This is a genomic window from Paraburkholderia sp. Ac-20342, from assembly GCF_017104985.1.
In the GTDB taxonomy this organism is placed as follows: Bacteria; Pseudomonadota; Gammaproteobacteria; order Burkholderiales; family Burkholderiaceae; genus Paraburkholderia.
The window spans coordinates 1-24124 of record NZ_JAAGPQ010000029.1 but is presented as its reverse complement, the minus strand read 5'-3'; the positions used below and the strand labels follow the sequence as shown (position 1 = coordinate 24124).

The following is a 24124-nucleotide window of genomic DNA, read 5'->3' as shown; positions in this document are numbered from 1 at the left end:
CAACGGCGAACTGACGGGCGAGATATGAGCAATTCGCGGGCGGTGACGAACGAACTGATCCGCCGCTTCGATCTGAAGCCGCATCCTGAAGGCGGATTTTTCTCGGAAACCTACCGCTCGGCCGCTCGCGTGTTGCGCGACGGCGAGCCGGCCAAGCGAGGCGGCACGCGCTCGGCCTCGACCGCGATCTACTACCTGCTGTGCGACGGCGCGCATTCGGCGTGGCACCGCATCCGCTCCGACGAAATCTGGCATTTCTACGCCGGCGCGCCGCTGAACGTCCACGTGCTCGACGGCCACGGCGGGCTCGTCACGCATCGGCTCGGCAATCCGCTCACGCATCCCGGCACCGTGTTTCAGGCAGTGGTGCCGGCCGGCTTGTGGTTCGCGGCCGAGTGCGCCGACCCGGCGACGTTCGCGCTCGCCGGCTGCACGGTCGCGCCGGGCTTCGAATTCAGCGAGTTCGAACTCGCGGACGCCGAGGCACTGAAGGCGCGGCATCCGCAACATGCGGCATTGATCGGGCGGCTCGCGCCGGCGGCCTGACGGTTTTTCAGGAAGCAGCCCTTGCGGCTTCCGGCCTATACATCTGGGTCGCCCTTCTGGCCCACGCTTCCGTCCCTCGCGCCCAGCCCAAACTGCCCCTCGCGCCTTAGCGGAACGCGTTGATCCGGTCGCGCGTTGTCTTCGCGGCCTGCGCCGCAGCCTCGCCGAAGTCCTCGCCCTTACCCGCGTAGATGATCGCGCGCGACGAATTGATGAGCATCCCCGTGCCGTTCGCGGTCCGCCCGGCAGTGACGGTCGCCTGCACGTCGCCGCCCTGCGCGCCGATGCCCGGAATCAGCAGCGGCATCTCGCCGACAATCCCGCGCACCACCTCGATTTCCTTCGGGAACGTCGCACCGACCACGAGCGCGAGCTGGCCGCTCGCATTCCACTTGTCCGCCGCCAGGTGAGCGACGACCTGATACAGCGGACGGCCGCCCGTTTCGAGGAATTGCAGATCGGAGCCGCCCGCGTTCGAGGTCCGGCACAGCACGATCACGCCCTTGCCCTCGTGTTCGAGATACGGCTCGAGCGAATCGAAACCCATGTACGGATTGACCGTCACCGCGTCGGCCCGGTAGCGCTCGAACGCCTCGCGCGCGTATTGCTCGGCGGTGCTGCCGATGTCGCCGCGCTTCGCGTCGAGAATCACCGGCAAGCCCGGATGATTCGCGTGGATATGGGCGATCAGCTGTTCGAGCTGGTCTTCCGCGCGATGCGCGGCGAAGTAGGCGATCTGCGGCTTGAACGACGACGCGTACGGCGCGGTCGCATCGACGATCGTGCGGCAGAACTCGAAGATCGCATCGGACCGGCCCGCGAGCGCGCCTGGAAATTTGCCGGGCTCGGGATCGAGGCCGACGCACAGCAGCGAGTTGGTGCGCCGCCAGGCGTCGTTGAGTGTCTGGATGAAATGGGACATGGTGGGTCTCGCGGCGAGCCGGTAATCGGAAGAGGCGCGTATTTTACCTGCGGATTGTGTGACGCCCGCGATAGCGCCCGTGCCCGGTCGCGGCGTAACCGCCGCCTCTTATTGCCGACGCCGCGCCCGGCGCCCGCCCGGCATCGAACGCAAGCCCGTGCGCTCGACCGTAAAGCGAAACAGGCGCGTCAGGCGCTCGCCGCGCTTGAGCAGCGTCATGCCGTGTTCGCTCGCGCCACCGGCGAGATTCATCGCGTTGATCGGGTGATCGACCGGCTCGAAGCAGAAGAAGTCTTCGCCGGGCGGTGTGTACAGCACGTAGTAGTCGGTGTCGGCGGCGATGTTCAGCGACAGCCGGCGCTTCGGCCACACCACGGCCGCCTGGCCGCTCCAGCCCGTGAACGCATGATTGACGATCGTCTCCGGCAGCGGATATGCAACGCCGAACTGCCACGCGGGCGGCGCCGGCACGTGCCGCACCGGCAGCCAGTCGTCGCCCGACAGCCACAGGCCGCCGGCCGCCGCCGACAGTTCGGTGTCCGCGTCGCGCACGAAGAACGGATGCACGCCGAGCCCGAACGGCAGCGTCTCGCGCCCGGCGTTTTCGATTTCGAGTTCGACGACGAGCGTCGGGCCGTCGAGCGTATAGGTTTGCGTCGCGCGGAACGCATAGGGCTTGCCGTCGCTGCGGTCGAGCGCGAGACGCACGTGTTCGCGGTCCGCGTCGAGCACCTGCCAGGCACAGAGCCAGCCGTCGCCGTGAATCGGCAGCGGCTCGTCGGCGCGGTTGCGCGGCACGTCGACGCGCCGCCCCGCCACGCTGAAATGGCCGCCGCCGATCCGGTTCGAGTACGGCAGCAGCGGATAGCAGGCCAGCTGGTTCGGCTGCGTGTCGGCGCCGACATGCCGGCAGCGCCGGAAGATCGGCGTGAGCGCGCCGTCGTCGCGCCAGTCGAAGCGGGTCACGCCGCCGCCGAGCGTCGGCGCAACGTCGAGCCGCAAATGCGCGTTGGCGAGCGTGACGCAGGCGATATCGCCGGCGCTGCCTTCGCCGACCGCCACCGCCGACGTGCTCGGCCCCGCCAGCACGGGATTGGCCGCCGCGGCGAGGCGCGAGCGCCGGGTCTGCGAGGTAGGGGATGAGGCTGAAACGAGATTCGCAACAGTCATATCTGGCTCCATCGAGAGGCGTGGGACATTGCCGTCAGGGCTGACGGATGCTGCGGGCGATTTTTTATGACTGGGTCGCCTCGGGTCCGAACGAACTACATGCTGCCGATTTGTTGCTGCTTGCTGCTTTATTGCTGCTTCATTGCCGATTTATTGCCGCTACTGCCTGGTCTGATTCCGATCGCGGTTCGCCACGGCGACGCGGCATGCTCGCTACGTTCCGAACTACGCGCCGAACCCACGCACCGCACCGGCACCGCGACGTCGACTTCCGCTGGCGACTCCGCCTTCACGGGCACGGCGCCGGCGCGCGGCCGGCACCGCATCGTTGCGCGCTATGCCGGCGAACCCTGAAACAGCGGCTCGGGCACGCCGAGCCGCGCCAGCGTCGCGACGAATACGCCGCCCGCGAACGCATCGGCCGCGCGCGCCGCCGCATCGAGCTCGGCATACGCACTCGTGATGTACAGCGTGTCGAGCGCGGCCTTGCCGCCTGCCTGACCCAACGCCGAACCGCCGAGCGCGACGCAGGTGGGCTGCGTGGCCGGCACCTCGACGCGCTCGGTTTCCACGCCGTCGGGACCGTAGCGCACCACGCGCGCGCCGCCCCACTGCGCGTTCCACAAGCCGCCCTCGCTATCCACGCTCGAACCGTCGGGCAAGCCGTGCGCGTCGGTCAGGCGCGTGAACACGCGATCGTTGGCGATGCTGCCGTCCGCGCGATAGTCGCACGCGCGAATCTCACGCGTCGGCGAATCGCAGTAATACATCGTCGCGCCGTCGGGGCTGAACGCGATGCTGTTCGAGATCGCCGGCGCGGGCAACGGCAGGCGTTCGAGCGACAGATCGCGATTGAGCCGGTAAAAGCCCGCCACTCGCTGCAGCGTGCCGCTCTCGTCCTTGGTGCCGAACACGAAGCGTCCTTGCCGGTCGCAGCGGCCATCGTTCAGGCGCGTGTTCAGGTCCGCTTCGACATCGACGATACGCTGCGTCGTGCCGCTTTCCAGATCGAAAAACGCGAGATGCGACGCGAGACCGACCAGCACGTAGCGCGGATTCGCGCACAGCGCGAACGTCGCGAGTCGCTCGGGCATCCCGAACGACTCGCTGCGGCCGGTGGCCGGATCGTAGCGCCGCAGTTGCGCGCCTTCGATGTCGGTCCAGTAGAGGCGGCCGCTTTGCGCGCACCAGGTGGCGCCTTCGCCCAGCTCGCACTTCGCGTCGAGCAGCAGCGTGGCGCGTTGCACATCCGGTGCGGCGCTCATGCCCAGCCTCCATCGACGACGACGTCCTGCGCGGTCATCATGCGGCTGTCGTCGGCGGCGAGAAACAGCGCCATGCGCGCGAGGTCGGCCGGCATCAGCTCGGCGTCGAGGCACTGGCCTTCCTTGATCTGCCGGCGGCCCTCGTCGTCGAGCCAGAGGCGCTTCTGCCGGTCCGTCATCACCCAGCCCGGCACCAGCGTATTGACGCGGATATTGAAGTGGCCGAGGTCGCGCGCGAGGCCGCGCGTCAAACCCTGCACCGCCGACTTCGACATCACGTACACCGGATAGCCGCCGTTCTTCAGCATCCAGCTGATCGAGCCGAGGTTGATGATCGAGCCGCTCCGCGCGGCCTTCATGTCCTCCATCACGGCCTGCGCCGCGAAGAACTGATGGCGGATATTCACGGCGATGCCCGCGTCGAACGACTCGCGCGTCACCTCGCTGATCTGGTGACGCCGGTCGTTCGCCGCGTTGTTGACGAGCACCTGGATCGGGCCCCAAACGGCCTTCACGTCGGCGATCGCTGTTTGCAGCGCGTCGACATCGGTCAGGTCGCAGGCGAGAAACAGCGGCTTGTGCTGCGAATCGCCGAGCCGATCGGCAAGCGCTTCGCCCGCGCTCGCATCGATATCGAAGAATGCGACGCGCGCGCCCTGCGCCGCGAAGTGCTCGACGAACGATGCGCCAATGCCGGTCGCGCCGCCCGTAATCAATACCGTGCGATCGGCGAGACTCGGATAGCGCGCGTAGGCGGTATCCGCGAGGCTCGCGTTTGCATTGGCCGGAGACGACATCGTTCGGTTCCTTTATGAGCGTGAGATGAGGTGAAAGCGAATCAGTCGCGCGCGCCGCGATTCTTCAACTGGTCGAGCAGCACGGCCGCGAGCAGGATCGCGCCGCGCACGAGGTACTGATAGAACGCGTCGATATTGAGCAGGTTCATCACGTTCTCGACCGTGCCCATGATGAGCACGCCGATCACGACACCGGAGATCGTCGCGCGGCCGCCGAGCAGCGACACGCCGCCGAGCACGCACGCCGAGATCACGTTCAGCTCGAAGCCTTCGGCCGCGTTCGGCTGCCCCGAGGTGATACGCGACGCGAGGATCACGCCGGCCAGCGCGGTCACCGCGCCCTGGATCAGGAAGATGTAGACGCGCGTGCGCTCGACGTTGATACCGGCGAGCCGCGACGCTTCCGGATTGCCGCCGATCGCGAGCGTGTTGCGGCCGTACACGGTCTGGTTCAGCATCACGCCGAACACGATGAAGCAGAGCAGCGTGACCCAGATCGGCAGCGACACGCCGAAGAACGTCAAACCGCCCAACGCGATGAACGTATCCGACGACACCCCGACCGCCTGGCCATGCGAGACGATGAAGCCGAGGCCGCGCACGATTTCCATCGTCGCGAGCGTCGTGATCAGCGCGTTGATGCGCAGATAGGCGATCACCGCGCCGTTGACGAAGCCGATCACCGCGCCGGCCGCGACCGCCGCGACGATCGCGATAAACGTGCTGTTGGTCGCGTTGAGCACCATCGCGCACAGCACGCCGGCGAACGCGACGGTCGAGCCGACCGACAGGTCGAAGTCGCGCGACGCGAGACAGAACATCATCGTGCAGGCGACCATGCCGATCTGCGAGATCGACAGCGCGAGGCCGAGCATGTTCTCGATCGAGAAGAAGTGATCGACGGTCAGCGACATCGTGATGAACATCACGACGAAGATCACGATCAGGCTGTACTCGGTGATCTGCTGCCACCACTTCGCCTTGTCGCCGGGCTGTGGAATCAGCGCATCGGCCGCGCTCTTGGCGGCCTGCTGCGCGAGGTTTTCTCTGGCTTGCATGTTCGATACTCCTCCCGTTCCTCACGGGTTGTGGACTTGCGTCCAGATAAGGTTCAGGCCGCGCGCGACCCGCCCTGGTTGGCGGCGCTTGCGTTTGCGTTCGTGCTCGCGTTCGCGTTTATGTCATCAGGCAGCGCGGTCGAGCTTTGCGGCAGCGCGAGGCTCAGCACCGACTGCTCGGTCGCGTCCTTGCGCGCAAGCTCGCCGGAAATGCGGCCCTGACGCATCACGACGATCCGGTCCGAAACGCCGAGCACTTCCGGCAATTCCGACGAAATCATCACGATCGCGCAGCCGCGCTCCGCGAGCTGATAGATCACGTTATAGATTTCGTGCTTCGCGCCGACGTCGATGCCGCGCGTCGGTTCGTCGAGAATCACGACCTTCAGATCGGGCTCGGCGAGCCAGCGCGACAGAATCGCCTTCTGCTGGTTGCCGCCCGACAGGAAGCGGATCTTCTGGCGGCGGCTCGGCGTCTTGATCTTGAGCAGCTTGATGAAACGGTCCGCGGTTTCCGCTTCCTTCTTGCGGTCGAGAAACATGCCCGCGCGCAGATAGTGGCGGCGGCAACTGATGTTGATGTTCTCCGCGACCGTCGCCATCGCGACGATGCCCTCTTCCTTGCGGTCTTCCGGGCACAGCACGATGCCGTGCCGGATCGCTTCGCCCGCGCTGCGCACCTTGATCGGCTTGCCGTCGAGCAGCAGCTCGCCGCCCTTCCTGTGCTCGGCGCCGTACACGAGGTGCATGAGTTCGCTGCGGCCCGCGCCCACCAGTCCGAAGAAGCCGACGATCTCACCGCGCCGCACCTCGAAGCTGGCCGGCTGCGCGAGCGGATGGCCTTCGATCGCCTTCGCCGCGAAGCGCACCTCGCCGAGCGGCCGCGCCGAATAGCTGTAGATGTCCGAAATTTCCCGCCCGACCATCTCGCTCACGATCGTGTCGCGCGACACGCCTTCGAGCGTCGGATGCGAGGCGACCTTGCGGCCGTCGCGGAAGATCGTGCAGGCGTCGCACAGCTCGTAGATCTCGTCCATGCGGTGCGAGATGTAGATCATCGCGCGGTTGTCGGCGCGCAGATCGCGCACGAGCTTGAACAGCACTTCGGTCTCGCGGTGCGAGAGCGAGCTGGTCGGCTCGTCGAGCGCGATCACGCGCGCGTTGCGCAGCAGCGCCTTGCAGATTTCGACCATCTGCCGCTGCGCGATCGACAGCTTGCGCAGCTTCGCATTCGGGTCGAGTGCGACGCCCATCGCTTCGAGGCGTTCGCGCACGAAGCGCTTCGCCTCGCGCTTGTTGACCCAGCCGAGCGAGTTCGGCAGCGCGCCGAGCAGCAGATTTTCCGCGACCGTGAGGTCGGGGACGTATTGCAGTTCCTGGTGAATCACCGCGATGCCGGCGCCGATCGAGGCCGCCGCGCTCGCGAAGCGCACCTCGTTGCCGTCGATCATCACGCGGCCCGAATCGGGCTGGTACTCGCCACCGAGTATCTTCAGCAGCGTCGATTTGCCCGCGCCGTTTTCGCCCATCAGGCCATGAACCTGGCCCGCGTGAACGTCGAAGGACACACCGTCGAGCGCGCGCACGCCTGGAAAAACCTTGCCGATATTGTCAAAACGTAGCGTCGCTGACACTTCGCCTCCTATGTCCTGCCGCCGGCACGCCGCCCTGCCCGATGGCAGGAAAAACGGCGCGCCGGCGGCGTACTTCATCTCACCGCAAGCACCACGCTTACTTCGCCGCGAGGCCCATCTTCTCGCGCACTTCGCCGACGTTGTCGCGCGTCGCCAGCATGCCGGTCGTCAGCGTGAGCTTCGGCGGTTCCTTGCCTTGCGTGATCCAGTCGTACATCAGCGTCGAGGTTTCCTCGCCGTGGCGTTTCGGGCTGATGATGACCGTGCCGTAGAAGCCCGTCGGCTGCGGCTTCTTGAACTCGTTCAACGCCGAGTCCGAGCCGCCGATGCCGATGCCGATCATGTTGTCGGCCTTGAAGCCGCGGCCTTCCGCGGCGCGCACCGCGCCCAGCACGCCTTCGTCGTTCAACGCATAAGCGACCCAGTGCTTGAACTGCGGGTTTTTCGTGAGCGCGATGTTGGCGGCGTTGAAGGCGTTTTCGGTGTCGGTCTTCGCCTGCGGCGCGGCGATCACGTTCGCTTTCGGAAAGCCCGCGGCGACCAGCGCGTCGGTCGCGCCGGTGGTGCGGTCATGCGCGGTCGGCAGCTGCTCGTAGGTCACGTCGATCGCGCCGACGTCCTTCATGTCCCAGCCGCGCTTCTTGATTTCGGCGGCGATGCCGTCGCCGACCTGCTTGCCGATGTTGTACGCCGAGATGCCCATATGCGGCACCGACTCGATCGGCTTGCCCGCGCCGTCGACGAGACGGTCGTCGACCGTCATCATCTTCAGGCCGTCGGCCTTCGCCTTCGCGACGATGCCCGGCCCGAGCTTGACGTCGGGCGTGCAGATCACGAAGCCCTGCGCCTTCTGCGCGGCGAGGTTGTCGATCGCGCTCATCACCTTCTCGCCCGACGGCGCGCCGATCTTCACGAGCGTGAAGCCCTTCTCCTTGGCGGCGATCTCGGCGAACTTCCATTCGTCCTGGAACCAGGGCTCTTCGGGCTGCTTCACGAGGAAGCCGATCTTGACCTGATCAGCGGCCTGCACGACCGGTGCGTTGAAGAGCACACCCGCCGCCGCTGCCAGCGTGAGGAAAATTCTACGTTTCATGATGCGTGTCTCCTGACTAATTGATAACGAGAAGGTAATCGGCCGCGTCTTCTTGTACCGGTCTGACACACGCGGCCAGCGCGTCGTCCGGGTTCGGTCCGTCCCGTTGCGGCGAGACGGTTTCAGTCGTGATACAGCGCGGAGCGCCCGCCATCGACGGTGATGCAGCTCGCGTTGATGAACGGTGCCTCGTCCGAGGCGAGGAACACCGCGGTCATCGCCACTTCTTCCGGGCGGCCGATGCGCTTCATCGGCTGCAGGTCGAGCGTCGCCTGTTTCGCCGCCGCCGGATCGGGCTGCCCGTTCCACCAGTCGTGCGTCAATTGCGTCTCGATGTAGCCGGGCGCGATCGCGTTCACGCGCACGTTGCGCGGTGCGTACTCGATGCCGAGCGCGCGCGTAAGGCCGATCACGCCGTGCTTCGCGACCGGGTACGGAAAGCAGCCCGGAATGATCTTGAACGCGTGCGTCGAGGCGATATTCACGATGCTGCCCGCGCCGCGCTCGACCATGCCCGGCAGCACCGCGCGGCAGCCGTTCCAGACGCCGTCGAGATCGACCGCGAAGCAGCGCCGCCAGTCGGCGTCGGTCATCGTCAGCGGATCGCAGAACACGTTGATGCCCGCGTTGTTGACGAGCACGTCGAGCGCGCCGAAAGCGCGTTCGCCAACGCTCACCGCATGCTGCACCGAGGCCGCCTGCGTCACGTCGGTCTGCACCGCGAGCACGCGTGCACCGGCGCCGCTGCCAACCTCGGCGTCGATCCGCGCGGCCGTGCGCTGCGCCGCGTCGAGATCGAGTTCGGCCAGCACGACCGCCGCGCCCTCGCGCGCGAACGCGAGCGCGATCGCCGCGCCGATGCCGCGTCCGGCGCCGGTCACGAGAGCGGCCTTGCCGGCGAGCCGGTTCATTTCTTCGCGCCCGCGCGGGCGCTCCGCAAGCCGTTGAGGTACGCCTTCGCATGCGCGGCGGTCACGGCCGCGCTCTGGCCCGGCTTGTAGAGTGCCGAGCCGAGCCCGAAGCCGTTCGCGCCCGCGCTCAGGAACGGCTCCATGTTGTCCGGCGTGATGCCGCCGACCGGCACGAGCGGCACCTGCGCCGCGATCACCGCGCGCCAGGCCTTCACGACATGGCTGCCGAGCTGCTCGGCGGGGAACATCTTCAGCACGTCCGCGCCGTTTTTCAGCGCGATGAACGCCTCGGTCGGCGTCGCGACGCCGGGCGCGCACGCGAGGCCCCGCGCCTTCGCGGCGAGGATGACCTCGGGGTCGCTATGCGGCATCACGATGAGTTCGCCGCCGGCCTTTTTGACTTCGTCGACGAATACCGGATGCAGCACCGTGCCCGCGCCGACGATCGCATCGGCCGGCAGCGCCTTGCGGATCGCGGCGATGCTGTCGAACGGCTGCGGCGAATTGAGCGGCACTTCGACGATGCGAAAACCGGCTTCGTAGAGCGCCTGGCCGTGATCGGCCGCATCGGCGGGCGTCACGCCGCGCAGGATCGCGATCAGCGGACAGGCTTCGAACGCGGCGATCAGTCCCGCGTGCGGCATGTACGGCGCGGGCAGGTTGATGTGGGGTTGCATGTCGGTTCCTTGTTGAATGTGCGGTCGCGTCGCCGGTCGGTCGTCCCGTTAGCCTGCGCTCGATACACTTGAAGCGCGGGCGGACGGATCGACGAGCCCCGCCTCGCTCGCGACGCGCCACAGGCCGCGCTCGGTTGCATGTTTGACCAGTTGCGCCCGCTGACAGCCGAATTGCGCGAGCGCGAGGCGATAGCGCTCGCACAGCGCCTCGTTGCCGATCAGCCGCAGACTCTGGCGCGCGAGCGAATCCTGCTGCTGCGCGAGCACCGCGTCGAGGCCGGCCAGCTCGTGCCCGATCAGCAGGCCCGAGAGATAGTCGGGCTGCGCTTCGCTCGGCAACTGAGCGGTGAGGCCGAGCGTGCGCGTACTGAACACGGTCGCGAGCAGGCCGGCTTGGCCGTTTTCGCGCGCGATGCTCACGCCGCGCAGGAATGCTTCGGTATCCGGACGGTCGGGCGTCACCATCGTGCGGCCGAGGATCGTGTGCTCGCGCAGCGCGGCGAATACCTCGCCCGTCATGAACGTATGGAAGTGCTCGATGCGTCCCGCCTGCACGACCGCCCATTTCGCGTGCGTGCCGGGCAGGCCAATCAGCGAGCGAGCGGGGTTGGCCGCGGTGTTGGCCACGGTGTTAGCCGCATCGCCGGCCGCGTCGTTCGCGGCGCCCGCGTCTTCGCTGAGCGCGCCGACAATCTGCGTCTCCTCGCCGCGCATCACGTTGGGCAGATCGCCGCGCTGCAACACGCCCGGCACGATATGCAGCGTCGCGCCATTGGCCGCCTTCACGCGGACGATGCCGGCCACGAGCGCGTCGGCGTTGGCGGGCGTATCGACGTACGGCGCTTCGAGCCAGCCTTGCGCGCTGCCGACCATGCCCGCCGCGATCACCGGCACGCCGCTCGCACGCGCGAGCCAGGCGCCGCAGGCATCGTCGAAGGCGGCGTCGAAGCCGCCTTCGGCCGCGCTGCGCGGCAGATTCATGATGCCGGCCGTCGATGCACACGTCGCCAGCACGCGGCCCTGCGCGTCGTACAGATAGGCACGCAGCGACGTCGTGCCCCAGTCGAGCGCGATCAGCGCGGCGCGCGCGAAGTCGATGGCGTCGGCGCCGCTATCGATGCCGCTATCGACGGCGCGTTCGTGGTTCGCCACGGTGGCGGTGCCCGCTCGTGTCATCGCTTGATCCTGCGGGTTGCCGGTTGCGGAGCGCGCCAACCGAGTTCTTCCGAGATCGCGCGCGCCTCGCGCTGCACGACCGAAATCAGTTCGTCCATGCGTTCGAGCGGCATGTACGGAATCGTGCTCGCCACCGACAGCGCCGCGACGATCGCCCCCGACGCGTCGCGCACCGGCGCCGCGACGCAGCGGATCGCCGCTTCGTTTTCTTCGAGATCGAAGGTGTAGCCGCCGGCCGCGTAGTGGGTCATGCGTTGCAGGAAGGTCGGCGCGTCGGGGCGGTTGTCGGGCTTGAAGCTGACGCCCGCGAGCGCGCGGCGCGACGCGTCGAACAGCGACTGCCACGCGTCGGGGCCAAGGTCGAGCATCATCGCCTTGCCGATGCCGGTCGACGCGAGCGGCATGCGATGGCCGACGCGCGAGCGCATTTCGAGGCCGCGCGTGCCGGGAATCTTGTCGATGTACAGCACGTCGTCGCCGTCGCGCACGCCGAGGTGGATCGTGTCGAGCGTCTGCTCGGCGAGCGATTCCAGATGCGGACGCGCGACGGCGGTCAGCGGCATCTGTTCGAGCGCGATCGTGCCGAGCTCGATCAGCTTCGGCCCGAGCAGATAGCCGCCCTGCACCTGCCGCAGATAGCGCGCCTGCACGAGACTGCTGACGAGCCGGTGCGTGGTGCTGCGCGTCGTGCCGAGCGCGGCGCCGAAGCTGCGCAGATCGCGCACGCCGGCGGCGGCCGCTTCGAGAATCGCGAGCCCGCGCAGGAGCGTCTGCGTGCCGGCCTGCTGCGGCGTGATCTCCAGCAGCGTGACGGGCAGCCCGAGTCCGTCGACAGTGCCCGGCCGCGCGACGGGACGCGACGCTTTCGCGGCAACGCTGGCGGTGGCGGCAACGCCGACCGCGTCGGCCTTGCGCGGCGTGGCGCTCGCGGCGGGATCGTCCTCGGACACGTTGACGGCGTGGGTAGGCATCGCTTTGTTCATGGCGATTCGCTTTCGATGGTGTTGCGCTTAGCGCGCGGGACTGGAGAACAGGACGGGGATGTGCGCGGCAGGAATGCCTGCGACGCCGCAAGGATGCGGTCTTTGCATGGTGAGCCTCGTCTCCAGTTTTTTGCTGTTGCTACCGGCGTGGCCGGAGCGCTGAGCGTTCCGGATCGCGGTGCATGTTGAGCTGGATTGTAGGGCGACTTTCTGGAATCACCAATATGTGAATGTTGAGTCCAAATAATGAGATTTTAGTTGCCAATCAAGTGTTTAGCGATGCCTGGCACGCGTGGGTTTCAGGCGCAAAAAAGCCCGCGCGCGGCGGGCTTCAGACTGCGGGAAAACAGGGTTTGGGGCGCTCGCGCACGAGTGGCGCGCGGCGATTCACTCGGGCAATTCGGCGGAGCCCATGCGTCGCGCGATCACGCGCGAGCGCTGCGCGAGATAGGCGGAATTGCGGTGCTCGTCGAAATATCGGGGATTCGGCAGCATCACGGCGAGCCGCGCCGACTGCGCGGCCGTGAGCTTGCTCGCCGAGGTCTTGTAGTAGTACTGCGCGGCGGCCTCGGCGCCATACACGCCGTTGCCCCATTCGACCGAATTCAGATAGATCTCGAAGATGCGCTGCTTGTCCATCAGCGTTTCGAGCATCCACGTGATGATGAGCTCCTGCCCCTTGCGGATGTAACTCTTCTCGCGCGACAGAAACAGGTTGCGCGCGAGCTGCTGCGTGATCGTCGAGCCGCCGCGCACGATGCGGCCCTTCGCCTTGTTGCGCTCCCACGCCTGCAGAATCGCGTCGGTTTCGTAGCCGTTGTTGTTGACGAAGTTCGCGTCTTCGGAGGCGATGATCGCGCGCTTCAGATTGCGCGAAATCTGCTCGTACGGCACCCAGCTGCGCTGCACCGAGAGGTCCGGCCGATCCTGCGACAGACGCCACGCGTCCGAGCGCATGAAGGCCGTCGAACGCGGATCGACGACGTTCCAGACCGCGATCTGCGCAAAGTAGAACGCCTGCGTCGCGAGCCAGGCGATCGCAAACACGGCGATCAGCCAGGCGAGCCAGCGCAGCAGGCCGGACTGGCCCCGCGAACCGCTCACGCGCCGCGTCGCCGTCATCGCGCTCAGGCGGGAGACGACGCCGTCAGCAGCGCGCGCAATTCGGCGAGCACCGGCGCGCCGTCCGGACGCACGCCGCGCCACACGTAAAACGATTCGGCGGCCTGCTCGACCAGCATGCCGAGACCGTCCGCGCCGCGCGCGCCGAGCTTCGCCGCGTGCGCCATGAAGACCGTCGGATGCGCGCCGTACATCATGTCGTAGGCAAGCGTGCCGTTGCCGAACGCGCGGTCGTCGCACTCGGGCAGCGACGCGTCGAGGCTACCCGCCGTCGCGTTGACGATCACGTCGTACTGGCCCGCTTCGATCGCGCGCGCGCTGCCGCCCGCCAGATTGCAGTGCGCGTCGCGCGCGGCCTGTGTGAACTGCTCGACCAGCGCCTCGGCCTTTTCCGCCGTGCGATTGACGATCGTCAGCGTGTGCGGCGCGCGGTCGAGCATCGGCAGCACGACGCCGCGCGCCGCGCCGCCCGCGCCGAGCAGCAGGATGCGCGCGCCCTTCAGCGGCACGCCGAGATTGACCTCGATGTCGCGCACGAGGCCGAAGCCGTCGGTGTTGTCGCCGTAGATGCCATCCGCGTCGACGCGCAGCGTGTTCACGGCGCCGGACGCCGCCGCGCGCGGCGATAGCGTGGTCGCGAACGCATGCGCGTCGAGCTTGAACGGCACGGTCACGTTCAGACCGCGCCCGCCCGCCTCGATGAACGCGCGCACGTGCGGCACGAACGCATCGACCGGGGCGAGCAGAGGACCGTAGTCGATCGGCTCGCCGGTTTGCGCCGCGAAGCGTCCGTGGATGAACGGCGACTTGCTATGGCCGATAGGGTTGCCGATGACCGCGTAGCGGTCGCGCGTCTGATTGCCGCTCATCGTCCCGGCTCCGTGAGGTGTTGTTCGGCGTCCGTGGGGTTGGCTGCGCCGTCGCTTCCATTGTTGTTCTCGTCGCCGTTTGCCTCGGCCGACGCGGACTCGCCGTTGGGGTTGTCGTCCGGGAGCCCCGCTTCGGCTTCGGCCTCGGCTTCGCTTGCGGCGCTATCGTCGGCGGTGTCGAGCAGTTCTTCCTCGCCCTCGTCCGCTTCGTCGGCTTCCGCGCCGCTCGTCACGGTCGGCGCATCGAGCACGTGCAATAGACGCACCGACGCTTCGATCGTCAACTCGTCGATCGACATGACTTCCATCTGCAAACGCGTGCCGCGCGCATGCACGCCGAGGCCCGGCACATGCAGCAGCAGCGGAATTTCTTCGAGACGCACGAGATCGCCCTTCACGACCGACGCCACCACCTGCTTGCGGTTCTCCTGCTTGAGCCAGCGCAGACACCAGAAGTACTCCATGCGGCGCTGGTAATCGGCGTACGCGGTGTAGGTGTCGTCGAAGCCCTGCACGACCGCGAACAGATCGGCGTCTTTCGGCTTGAACGGCGCGGCCAGCTTCGCGGTCACGCCGTGCTGTACGCAGGCGATCAGTTGCCACTGGTTCACGAGGTCGACGTAGCGGCGCAGCGGCGAGGTGCTCCACGCGTACTGCGTGACGCCGAGCCCTTCGTGCGGCGCGGCGTTGGTCTGCATGCGCGTGCGCTTCGGGCCGCTCGGCGCGCCGAACGCGCGCTGCGTGCGATAGATGCCCGGCACGCCGTGATCGTGCAGGAACGCGCCCCACGACGAGTTCGCGAGAATCGCCAGTTCGGCGACGATCGTGTCGAGCGGCGAGCCGCGCCGGCGCGGCGTGATCGTGACATGCTCGCCGTCGACGTAGAAATTGAAATCGGTATTGCGCTGCACTTCGCGGCGCAAGCCATAGCCGGCGCGCGCGGCCTGGCGCTTTTCGAACAGCGCCTGGGCGAACGGCCACAGCACCGCGATGTCGTCCTTATGCGGATACTCGCCCGTGCCTTCGGCCAGCGCGTCTTCGGTGACGACTTCGTCGAGCGTGTTGTGGCGCAGGTTGTTCTTCACGAACACGCGCTCGGCGCGCGTTTCGCTCGCGACGATCTCCTGCGTCTCGCGATTGACGATCACATACAGCGACAGCGCCGGCCGATAGTCGCCCTCGCCGAGCGTAAAAGTTTCGACCACGCTGTCGGGCAGCATCGTGATCTTGTCGCCGGGCATATAGACGGTGGAGAGCCGCGCGCGCGCGATCGCGTCGACCTCGTCGCCGCGCTGGATGCCGAGCGCCGGCGCGGCGATGTGCACGCCGATGCGCACGCGGCCGTCGGCCAGATGCTCGACCGAGAACGCGTCGTCGATTTCGGTGGTCGTGATGTCGTCGATCGAGAACGCTTCGACGTCGGCCTGCGGCAGATCGTCGGGCACGTTCGCGGCGGCGACCGCCGGGAAACCGGTGCCGTGCGGGAAAAACTCGGAGAGGAATTTCGCTTCGTGCAGCGCACGCGGCGAAGCGATCGCGCCGCATTCGAGCAACAGGCGCGCCTGCGAAATGCCGCGCGCGGCCGCGGCGCCTTCGAGCGCCTTGTATTCGATCGTGTTCTTGTCGGGCTTCGTGAGCAGCGCAAGCGCCTTGTTGCCGGTAAACGCTTCCGGCAGACGGCCTTCCTTCAGCTCGTCTTCGTACTGTGCCTGCACGAGCGCCTGCTGGCGCTTGCGTTCGAGACCCGCGAGCGCCATCTTCAACTGCTCCTGCGGCGCGCGCTGATACATGCCGCGGCCCTTGCGGCGGAAATACACCGGCGAGCCATGCATGCGCAGCACGAGCGCCGCGCGTTCGGCCGCGCCGAAGCTCTCGCCGAAATACTCGGCGCCGAGCGTCGCGAACGGGAATTCGTCCTCAGGCGCGCATTCCCACAGGAAATCGAGATCGATCTCCTGCGCGAGCGCGTCGGCCTGCTGCATCAATTCGGCCGCGGCCGGCTTCTCGAATTCGATCAGCACGTCCTTCGCGCGCACCTTCGCGCGCCGCCCGCCCGGCAACTCGACCTGAAACGCATCGCCCTGGCGCGACAGCACGCTGCCGGCCTTGAAACTGCCCGATTCCTCGAAGAAAACGTTCACTCAATACTCTCGTTCTGACTTGCATCTGCCGGCGCGCCCGATCCCGTTCTGCGATCGGTCACTGCGTGCGCGGCACGGCAACGTGTTCGTGGTAGTGGTCCGCGGCGCGATACGCGCGCCCGCGGGGTCAATTCAGGCCGCCTCACGCGGCGCCGGCGGCTCGACGTGGCTGGCGTCGCAAAACGCCAGCACGTCGTCGACGTATTGCGCGAACTCGCTGATCGCGTGGTCGCTGCCTTCGATCAGCTTTGTGCGCGCGCCCGGATAGTGCGCGAGCATTTCGCGGTAGTCGAGCACCTCGTCGCCGGTGGCGACCATCAAATAATAGCGTTCGGGCCGCGTGATCGACGTGATGCCGAGCGCACGCAACTCATCCAGATGATGCGGCTCGACGACGATGCTGCCGCCGCCGTGCCACAACGGCTGCTCGCCGAGATAGGCGCTCAGATCGCGCTGCGGCACGACCGCCGGGTTCAGCAGCACGGCCGGCCAGCCGTGCTTTTCGGCGAGGTGCGTGGCGAAATAGCCGCCGAGCGAGCTGCCGATCACCGTCACCGGCTTCGCGGCGGATGCCATCGCGCCCTTCGCGCGGGCCTCGGCCACCAGCGACTCGACGAGCGCGACCGTTTCCAGCGGCGACACCGGCAGCATCGGACAGCACCATTCGTCGCTGCGGCCCAGCTCGGCAAGCCGCGCCGCCATGACGCGCGCCTTGAACGAATTCGGCGACGAACGGAAACCGTGCAGATAGAGAATCACGCCGCGCCTCGCGCGGCAAGGCCGTCGAGCAGCTTCTGATGCACGCCGCCGAAGCCGCCGTTGCTCATCACGAGCACCTGATCGCCGGGGCGCGCGGCGTGAACCACCGCTTTGACGAGCGCGTCGAGATCGGCGAATGCCTGCGCCTTGCCGCCAAGCGGCGCGAGCGCTTCGCCTAGATTCCAGCCGAGCGCGTCGCGGCCGGCCGGCGCGCCGTAGCCGAACACGAGGTCGGCGTCGGCGAGACTCGCCGGCAGTTGCGCTTTCATGACGCCGAGCTTCATCGTGTTCGAGCGCGGTTCGAGCACCGCGAGAATCCGCGTGTTGTCGCGGCCGACGCGCGCGCGCAAGCCGGCCACCGTCGTCTCGATCGCGGTCGGGTGGTGCGCGAAGTCGTCGTACACGGTCACGCCGTCGACGCTGCCGCGCACTTCCATGCGGCGCTTCACGTTGCGAAAGCCCGACAGCGACTTCGCGGCCTGCGCGGGCGGCACACCGACGTGGCGCGCGGCGGCGATCGCGGCCAGCGCGTTCATGCGGTTGTGCTCGCCCTGCACCTGCCAGTCGACCACGCCGACGCGCTCGCCGTTGTGATAGACGGCGAAGCGCTCGTCGACGGGCACGCCCTGTTCGGCCGGCTGCATGTCCCAGCCGCCCTGCACGCCGAAGCGCTCGACCTCGCTCCAGCAGCCGCGCGTGAGCACGCGTTCGAGCGCGTCCTCGCGGCCGTTCGTGACGACGCGCCCGAGGCCCGGCACCGTGCGGATCAGATGATGGAACTGCGTTTCGATCGCGGCGAGATCGGGGAAGATGTCGGCGTGATCGAATTCGAGATTGTTCAGCACCGCCGTTTTGGGGCGGTAATGGACGAACTTCGAGCGTTTGTCGAAGAACGCGGTGTCGTATTCGTCGGCTTCTATCACGAAGAAGCTCGAATCGGTGAGCCGCGCCGACACGCCGAAATTGAGCGGCACGCCGCCGATCAGGAAACCGGGGTTCAGGCCCGCGTCTTCGAGCAGCCAGGTCAGCATCGAACTCGTGGTGGTCTTGCCGTGGGTGCCGGCCACCGCCAGCACCCACTTGCCGTTCAGCACGTGCTCGCCGAGCCATTGCGGACCGGACACGTACGGCAGGCCACGGTCGAGAATCGCTTCCATCAGCGGATTACCGCGCGAGACCACGTTGCCGATCACGAACAGGTCCGCATTCAGGCCGTTCAGCTGGTCCGCGTCGTAACCCTCGATCAAGCCGATGCCTTGCGCCTCGAGCTGCGTGCTCATCGGCGGATAGACGCCGGCGTCGCAGCCGGTCACCGTGTGGCCCGCGTTGCGCGCGAGCACCGCGAGACCGCCCATGAAGGTGCCGCAGATGCCGAGGATGTGGATGTGCATAAGCCTGTCGTGCCGCGCGGGCGTTTTTTTGCGAGGGATGGGAGTGCCGCAGGACGGCCGGAACGACCGTCTGCAAAGGACGCCTATTGTAACCGACGCGGCTCGCGCAGCCGGTTCGCCGCGCCCCGCCGAACCGCGTCGCCAACCTCGATCTAGTATCATGGACGGATGGTCCGCAAATCACATTTCGATCCGCAGCGCGTGCGCGAGGAAATCGCCATCGCGGCTGCCCGCATGATTGCCGAAGACGGTCTGGACTACGCCACCGCGAAACGCAAAGCGGCCCGGCAGGTCGTCGGCGAGAGTCGTGTTGCCGGCGAATGGCTGCCGGACAACGATCAGATCGAAGCGGAAATCCGCGAGTATCAATCGCTGTTTCAGGGCGACAGTCAGCCGGCGCTGCTGCGGCGGCTGCGCGTGATCGCGGTCGACTGGATGGAGCGGCTCGCGCCGTTCAATCCGTATCTGACCGGCGCGGTGCTCGGCGGCACGGCCGGCGAACATTCGGACGTGCATCTGCAAGTGTTCTGCGACAACCCGAAGGAAGTCGCGATTCATCTGCTGAACGCGAACGTCCAGTACGACGTGTCGGAAACGCGGCATTTCGCGGGCCGCGGCTACGTCGAAACACTGAGCTTCCTCTGGCGCCCCGCGGACGAGCGCGACGCGGAGCCGGTCGGCATCCACGTCGCGCTGTACGAAACCGACGATCTGCGCGGCGCGGTACGCGCCGATGCGCGCGGCCGCACGGCACGGGCCAATCTGCAGGCCGTGCAGGCGCTGCTCGACGACGGCGCAATCACCTCCTTCACCAACTGAACTGAAACAAAGCAGAGCGACAATGAACACGAGACGGATTCTGGCAAGCGCGGTGGTCGCGCTGGTCGCCGCGGGCGGCGGAGTGCTGGCCAATCACTGGTTCAATCGCGATGCCGACGCCGCGTACGCGGCGCAGGGCGGCGCGCAGTCCGACACGCCTCGGAGCGCGGTCGAGCAGTTGTGGGCCGCGCCGGTCACGAGCGTCGACGGCAAGCCGCAGTCGCTGAGCCTGCTCAAGGGACACCCGGTCGTCGTCAACTTCTGGGCCTCGTGGTGCGGGCCGTGCGTCGAGGAAATGCCCGAGCTGTCGCAGATTCAGCGCGAGTACCAGAAGAAAGGCATCCAGTTCGTCGGCTTGGGCGTCGACTCGGAAAAGAACATCGAGGCGTTCCTGCAGAAGGTCAAGGTGGCCTATCCGATCTACGTGACCGGTTTCGGCGGCGCCGACCTTGCGCGCGCCTTCGGCAACAACGCGGGCGGCTTGCCGTTTACCGTCGTGATCGACGCAAAAGGCAACATCCGCTCGACAAAATTGGGACAGATCGACCCCAAGGCGCTCCGTCAGACGCTCGATACGCTGTAAATTCCCGGTTTCTTTTGCTGCCGCCTTTTAGTACCCGATTTCGCGCGGAACGAGTAAAAATGCGCGAGAATCCCGTGGATTTGAGTGAAGATGAGTCCGCCACGCGGTGACGCGCCGCGCCGGCAAGCGCTCCGTACGCGCGCGAAACTAGACAAGTTTCTCTAATCAGCGCTAAAGTGCGCGCAATTCCACGGAAAAAGAAGCGACCATGACGCGACTGCTGGTACTGCACGGACCTAACCTCACCCTTCTCGGCACCCGGGAATCCGAGGTCTACGGTCACGTGACCCTGCCGCAGATCGATCAGGCGCTGGCAGACCGCGCAGCCGACGCAGGCGTCGAGCTGGCGTCGTTCCAGAGCAATCACGAAGGCGCGCTGGTCGACCGCATCCAGTCGGCCCGTGCGGAAAAAACCGATTTCATCCTGATCAATCCCGCCGCGTACACGCACACGAGCGTGGCGATTCGGGACGCACTGGCGGGGGTCGGCATCCCGTTCGTCGAGATTCATCTGTCGAACGTGCATCGCCGCGAACCGTTCAGGCATCACTCGTATTTCTCCGACCTGGCTGAAAGCGTGATTTACGGCTTTGGCTGGAAGGGGTATCTGTACGCACTCGAATTCGCGCTCGACCGGCTCGCGGCCGGCTCGCCGCGCGGCTGAATCCAAACACGTCCAATTTGAGCCGGCTACTGCGCTTGCACGGGCCGGCACACTACGCATTGAAAGGGGCAACCTGATGGATCTACGTAAACTCAAAACTCTGATCGACCTCGTCTCGGAGTCCGGCATCTCCGAACTCGAAGTAACCGAGGGCGAAGGCAAGGTCCGCATCGTCAAGAATGCGCCGCCGGTTTACGTGCAACCGTCCGCCTCGTACGCGGCTCCGCAATTCGCGCCGCCGGCACCGGCCGCGGCGGGCGAAGCGTCGGCCGCCACGGCAGCCGCCGCGGCGGCACCGGCAGCCGCCGCGCCGCAGGGTCACGTCGTGACGTCGCCGATGGTCGGCACGTTCTACCGCGCGCCGTCGCCGGGCGCCGATCCGTTCGTGCAGGTCGGCGACACGGTCAAGGAAGGCCAGACCATCTGCATCATCGAAGCGATGAAGCTCTTGAACGAGATCGAATCGGACAAGTCCGGCGTGGTCAAGGAAATCCTCGTCGAAAACGGCCAGGCGGTCGAATACGGCCAACCGCTGTTCGTGGTCGGCTAACGCGGCACGCACCATTCGCCGCCCGCGCGCCGCCCGTTCCGAGGCGCGCGACCGATCCTCTGCGGCAGCCGGCGTCATGACCGACCCGGCGCCCATTGATGAGTCGAAAACCCGCTATGTTTGAAAAAATCCTCATTGCCAATCGCGGCGAGATCGCGCTCCGTATCCAGCGCGCCTGCCGCGAGCTCGGCGTCAAGACGGTCGTCGTCTATTCGGAAGCCGACAAGGAAGCCAAGTACGTGAAGCTCGCCGACGAGGCGGTCTGCATCGGCCCGGCGCCTTCGAATCTGAGCTATCTGAACATGCCCGCGCTCATCAGCGCGGCCGAAGTCACCGACGCCGAAGCGATCCACCCCGGCTACGGCTTCCTCTCGGAGAACGCCGACTTCGCCGAGCGCGTCGAGCAGTCCGGCTTCACCTTCATCGGCCCGCGTCCGGAAACGATCCGCATGATGGGCGACAAGGTCACCGCCAAGCAGACCATGATCAAGACCGGCGTGCCGTGCGTGCCGGGCTCGGAAGGCGCGCTGCCGGACGATCCGAAGGAGATCGTGAAAATCGCCCGCCAGATCGGCTATCCGGTCATCATCAAGGCGGCGGGCGGCGGCGGCGGACGCGGCATGCGCGTGGTCCACACGGAAGCGGCACTCGTCAACGCGGTCAACATGACCCGCGAGGAAGCCGGCCGCGCGTTCGGCAACCCGCAGGTCTACATGGAGAAATTCCTCGAGAACCCGCGGCACATCGAAATCCAGGTGCTGTCGGACTCGTTCAGGAACGCGCTGTGGCTCGGCGAGCGCGACTGCTCGATGCAGCGCCGCCACCAGAAAGTGATCGAGGAAGCGCCGGCGCCCGGCATCGCGCGCCGCCTGATCGAGCGGATCGGCGATCGTTGCGCCGACGCCTGCAAGAAGATGGGCTACCTCGGCGCGGGCACCTTCGAGTTCCTCTACGAGAACGGCGAGTTCTACTTCATCGAGATGAACACACGCGTGCAGGTCGAGCACCCGGTCACGGAACTCATCACCGGCGTCGACATCGTACAGGAGCAGATCCGCATCGCAGCCGGCGAGAAGCTCGTGCTCCGTCAGCGCGACATCCAGTTCCGCGGCCATGCGATCGAGTGCCGCATCAACGCCGAAGATCCGTTCAAGTTCACGCCGTCGCCGGGACGCCTGACCTCGTGGCACATGCCGGGCGGCCCCGGCATCCGCGTCGACTCGCACGCCTACAATGGGTATTTCGTGCCGCCGAACTACGATTCGATGATCGGCAAGCTGATCGCGTACGGCGCGACGCGCGAGCAGGCGATCATGCGCATGCGTATCGCGCTGTCGGAAATGGTGGTCGAAGGCATTCAGACCAACATCCCGCTGCACCGTGAACTGATGCTCGACGCGAAGTTCGTCGAGGGCGGCACGAGCATTCACTACCTCGAAAACCGGTTGGCCGCGCGTCAGCAGGTCGCGCCGGAAGAAGCGTAAGTCATGAGCTATCGTGAACTGGTCGCCGAACTGGCGCACGAGCACGCCGAGGAACTCTCCGACGCGCTGCTCGACCTGGGTGCGCTGTCGGTCTCGGTCGAAGACGCCGACGCCGATACGCCCGACGAGCAGCCGCTCTTCGGCGAACCCGGTCTCACGCCGGATCGCACGGCCTGGCAGCGCTCGCGCGTGATCGCGCTGCTCGCGCCGGAACACGAGCCGGCCGTGCTGCTGACCGCGGCGGCCAATGAAATCGGCCTCGACGCGGCGCCGTCGTTCAGCGTGCGCGAAGTCGAGGAGCAGGATTGGGTGCGGCTCACGCAGTCGCAGTTCGATCCGATCCAGATCGGCGAGCGCATCTGGGTCGTGCCGTCCTGGCACGATGCACCGGACCCCGACGCGCTCGTGCTCGAACTGGACCCGGGCCTCGCGTTCGGCACCGGCAGCCATCCGACCACGCGCCTGTGCATGGAGTGGATCGAGCAGTCGGTCAAGGCCGGCCAGTCGGTGCTCGACTACGGCTGCGGCTCCGGCATTCTGGCGATTCTCGCGAAGAAGTGCGGCGCGAATCCGGTGACCGGCATCGACATCGATCCGCAGGCGGTCGAGTCGGCGCGCCACAACAGCGAGCGCAACCACGCCGAAGTGACCTACGGCTTGCCCGACGCGTGTCCCGCCGGCGAGTTCGACGTCGTGGTCGCCAATATCCTGTCCAATCCGCTGAAATTGATGGCGTCGATGCTCGCGTCGAAGGTGAAGCCGGGCGGGCGCATCGCGCTGTCGGGCATTCTCGCGCGCCAGGCGGACGAAGTCGCGCAGGTCTACGCGCGCTGGATCGATATCGGCGTATGGCGCGAACACGAGGGCTGGGTATGCCTCGCCGGAACGCGCCGCGAAAGCCATTAGAATAAGGCGTATTGTCAAACCAACGGCCTCAGGCTCAACGGCTCGATATGCTCCTGGCGACGCGTTGCCCCTTCTGCGAAACCGTCTTCCGTCTGCAACCGGCACAGCTTGCGCAGCGCCGCGGCCTCGTGCGCTGCGGACATTGCCAGGAAGTGTTCGACGCCTCGGGCAGTCTGTTCGACGTCAGCGGGGGCGGCGACCTCTCCACCGCCAGACCGGTCGCCGCGTCGGCCATCGAGGCGCTGGCCGGCGCACCTGAGACAAACCCCGGCGCCGAAGCGCGGGACTCGTGGGCCTCCGCGTCCGGCAGCACGCTCGATAGCCGTCTGCGTCATCACGCGGACAGCATGCAGCTCGCACCGCTACCGCTCGACAGCGGCGAAAACGCGCCGTCCACCGCCCCGACCGCCCCGACCTCTCCTACCCGTCGCGCCAGCGAACCCGAACTGCCCACCGGCGGCTTCACTGCGCCGCTGCCGCGAGATCAGGAACCAACGCTGGCCGATGCGCCGCCCGATCCATTTGCTTATCCGTCAGACGACGGGCTTGCGGGCGCGGCGCGGCGCATGCCGGCCGAACCGCCGCCACCGGCCGAACCGCCTCA

The 24124-nt window shown here is 67.0% G+C and carries 24 protein-coding genes; 8 read left to right on the top strand and 16 right to left on the bottom strand.

The window, feature by feature from the left end; translation table 11 throughout:
• The first annotated feature begins 24 nt into the window (after nucleotides 1-24).
• Nucleotides 25-546, top strand: coding sequence for a cupin domain-containing protein (locus G3N58_RS14260; RefSeq protein ID WP_205999450.1), 522 nt, complete (start codon nucleotides 25-27; stop codon nucleotides 544-546).
• A gap of 106 nt (nucleotides 547-652) precedes the next feature.
• Here the strand turns inward: G3N58_RS14260 and pyrF are convergent, their stop codons facing one another.
• The 16 genes from pyrF to mpl form a co-directional block, all read right to left on the bottom strand.
• Nucleotides 653-1468: an orotidine-5'-phosphate decarboxylase gene (gene pyrF, locus G3N58_RS14255; RefSeq protein ID WP_167048815.1), complete on the bottom strand. Its 816-nt coding sequence runs from the start codon at nucleotides 1466-1468 to the stop codon at nucleotides 653-655.
• A gap of 108 nt (nucleotides 1469-1576) precedes the next feature.
• Nucleotides 1577-2638 carry an aldose 1-epimerase gene (locus G3N58_RS14250; protein ID WP_167048813.1) on the bottom strand — a complete coding sequence of 354 codons (1062 nt, stop codon included), beginning with the start codon at nucleotides 2636-2638 and terminating at the stop codon, nucleotides 1577-1579.
• A 335-nt stretch (nucleotides 2639-2973) separates the two neighbouring features.
• Nucleotides 2974-3903 (bottom strand): SMP-30/gluconolactonase/LRE family protein, encoded by a 930-nt coding sequence (locus G3N58_RS14245; RefSeq protein ID WP_205999449.1) that lies wholly within the window; start codon nucleotides 3901-3903, stop codon nucleotides 2974-2976.
• On the bottom strand, nucleotides 3900-4700 hold the full coding sequence (locus G3N58_RS14240) for an SDR family oxidoreductase (RefSeq protein WP_205999448.1): 801 nt from the start codon (nucleotides 4698-4700) through the stop codon (nucleotides 3900-3902). Before G3N58_RS14240 ends, G3N58_RS14245 begins: the two co-directional genes overlap by 4 nt.
• A gap of 41 nt (nucleotides 4701-4741) precedes the next feature.
• Nucleotides 4742-5758: an L-arabinose ABC transporter permease AraH gene (gene araH / locus G3N58_RS14235; RefSeq protein ID WP_167048807.1), complete on the bottom strand. Its 1017-nt coding sequence runs from the start codon at nucleotides 5756-5758 to the stop codon at nucleotides 4742-4744.
• A gap of 53 nt (nucleotides 5759-5811) precedes the next feature.
• Entirely contained in the window at nucleotides 5812-7392 is a 1581-nt protein-coding gene (gene araG, locus G3N58_RS14230; RefSeq protein ID WP_167048805.1) for an L-arabinose ABC transporter ATP-binding protein AraG, read from the bottom strand.
• A 97-nt stretch (nucleotides 7393-7489) separates the two neighbouring features.
• Nucleotides 7490-8485: an arabinose ABC transporter substrate-binding protein gene (locus tag G3N58_RS14225; RefSeq protein ID WP_205990499.1), complete on the bottom strand. Its 996-nt coding sequence runs from the start codon at nucleotides 8483-8485 to the stop codon at nucleotides 7490-7492.
• A 122-nt stretch (nucleotides 8486-8607) separates the two neighbouring features.
• Nucleotides 8608-9396 (bottom strand): SDR family oxidoreductase, encoded by a 789-nt coding sequence (locus G3N58_RS14220; RefSeq protein WP_205999447.1) that lies wholly within the window; start codon nucleotides 9394-9396, stop codon nucleotides 8608-8610.
• A complete protein-coding gene (locus tag G3N58_RS14215) occupies nucleotides 9393-10073 on the bottom strand; it encodes a 2-dehydro-3-deoxy-6-phosphogalactonate aldolase (protein ID WP_167285671.1) in 681 nt (226 codons plus the stop codon). Before G3N58_RS14215 ends, G3N58_RS14220 begins: the two co-directional genes overlap by 4 nt.
• A gap of 48 nt (nucleotides 10074-10121) precedes the next feature.
• Nucleotides 10122-11249 carry a 2-dehydro-3-deoxygalactonokinase gene (locus tag G3N58_RS14210; protein WP_205999446.1) on the bottom strand — a complete coding sequence of 376 codons (1128 nt, stop codon included), beginning with the start codon at nucleotides 11247-11249 and terminating at the stop codon, nucleotides 10122-10124.
• Complete coding sequence (locus tag G3N58_RS14205) at nucleotides 11246-12232, bottom strand: IclR family transcriptional regulator (protein ID WP_205999445.1); 987 nt, start codon at nucleotides 12230-12232, stop codon at nucleotides 11246-11248. Before G3N58_RS14205 ends, G3N58_RS14210 begins: the two co-directional genes overlap by 4 nt.
• A 387-nt stretch (nucleotides 12233-12619) precedes the next feature.
• The gene (mtgA, locus tag G3N58_RS14200; protein WP_167048793.1) at nucleotides 12620-13354 is read right to left on the bottom strand and encodes a monofunctional biosynthetic peptidoglycan transglycosylase; all 735 of its coding nucleotides are present in this window, start codon (nucleotides 13352-13354) and stop codon (nucleotides 12620-12622) included.
• Between the two features lie 5 nt (nucleotides 13355-13359).
• Nucleotides 13360-14223: a shikimate dehydrogenase gene (gene aroE / locus G3N58_RS14195; RefSeq protein WP_205999444.1), complete on the bottom strand. Its 864-nt coding sequence runs from the start codon at nucleotides 14221-14223 to the stop codon at nucleotides 13360-13362.
• Nucleotides 14220-16364 carry an RNB domain-containing ribonuclease gene (locus G3N58_RS14190; RefSeq protein ID WP_205999443.1) on the bottom strand — a complete coding sequence of 715 codons (2145 nt, stop codon included), beginning with the start codon at nucleotides 16362-16364 and terminating at the stop codon, nucleotides 14220-14222. Before G3N58_RS14190 ends, aroE begins: the two co-directional genes overlap by 4 nt.
• A 132-nt stretch (nucleotides 16365-16496) precedes the next feature.
• Nucleotides 16497-17123 (bottom strand): YqiA/YcfP family alpha/beta fold hydrolase, encoded by a 627-nt coding sequence (locus tag G3N58_RS14185; protein WP_205999442.1) that lies wholly within the window; start codon nucleotides 17121-17123, stop codon nucleotides 16497-16499.
• The gene (mpl, locus tag G3N58_RS14180) at nucleotides 17120-18514 is read right to left on the bottom strand and encodes a UDP-N-acetylmuramate:L-alanyl-gamma-D-glutamyl-meso-diaminopimelate ligase (RefSeq protein ID WP_167285676.1); all 1395 of its coding nucleotides are present in this window, start codon (nucleotides 18512-18514) and stop codon (nucleotides 17120-17122) included. Before mpl ends, G3N58_RS14185 begins: the two co-directional genes overlap by 4 nt.
• 168 nt (nucleotides 18515-18682) lie before the next feature.
• On the opposite strand from mpl, the gene G3N58_RS14175 reads away from it, so the two are divergent.
• The 7 genes from G3N58_RS14175 to G3N58_RS14145 all read left to right on the top strand — a co-directional run.
• Nucleotides 18683-19333: a UDP-N-acetylmuramate--alanine ligase gene (locus G3N58_RS14175; protein WP_205999441.1), complete on the top strand. Its 651-nt coding sequence runs from the start codon at nucleotides 18683-18685 to the stop codon at nucleotides 19331-19333.
• A 22-nt stretch (nucleotides 19334-19355) separates the two neighbouring features.
• On the top strand, nucleotides 19356-19916 hold the full coding sequence (locus G3N58_RS14170; protein ID WP_167048782.1) for a TlpA disulfide reductase family protein: 561 nt from the start codon (nucleotides 19356-19358) through the stop codon (nucleotides 19914-19916).
• A gap of 208 nt (nucleotides 19917-20124) precedes the next feature.
• Nucleotides 20125-20580 (top strand): type II 3-dehydroquinate dehydratase, encoded by a 456-nt coding sequence (gene aroQ, locus G3N58_RS14165; protein ID WP_167048780.1) that lies wholly within the window; start codon nucleotides 20125-20127, stop codon nucleotides 20578-20580.
• 76 nt (nucleotides 20581-20656) lie between these two features.
• Entirely contained in the window at nucleotides 20657-21130 is a 474-nt protein-coding gene (gene accB, locus G3N58_RS14160) for an acetyl-CoA carboxylase biotin carboxyl carrier protein (RefSeq protein WP_167048778.1), read from the top strand.
• A 116-nt stretch (nucleotides 21131-21246) separates the two neighbouring features.
• On the top strand, nucleotides 21247-22614 hold the full coding sequence (gene accC / locus G3N58_RS14155) for an acetyl-CoA carboxylase biotin carboxylase subunit (RefSeq protein ID WP_167048776.1): 1368 nt from the start codon (nucleotides 21247-21249) through the stop codon (nucleotides 22612-22614).
• 3 nt (nucleotides 22615-22617) lie between these two features.
• Complete coding sequence (prmA, locus tag G3N58_RS14150) at nucleotides 22618-23520, top strand: 50S ribosomal protein L11 methyltransferase (RefSeq protein ID WP_205999440.1); 903 nt, start codon at nucleotides 22618-22620, stop codon at nucleotides 23518-23520.
• A 47-nt stretch (nucleotides 23521-23567) separates the two neighbouring features.
• Nucleotides 23568-24124, top strand: a 557-nt coding sequence (locus tag G3N58_RS14145; protein WP_205999439.1) for a zinc-ribbon domain-containing protein, incomplete at its 3' end; no start/stop codon positions are given.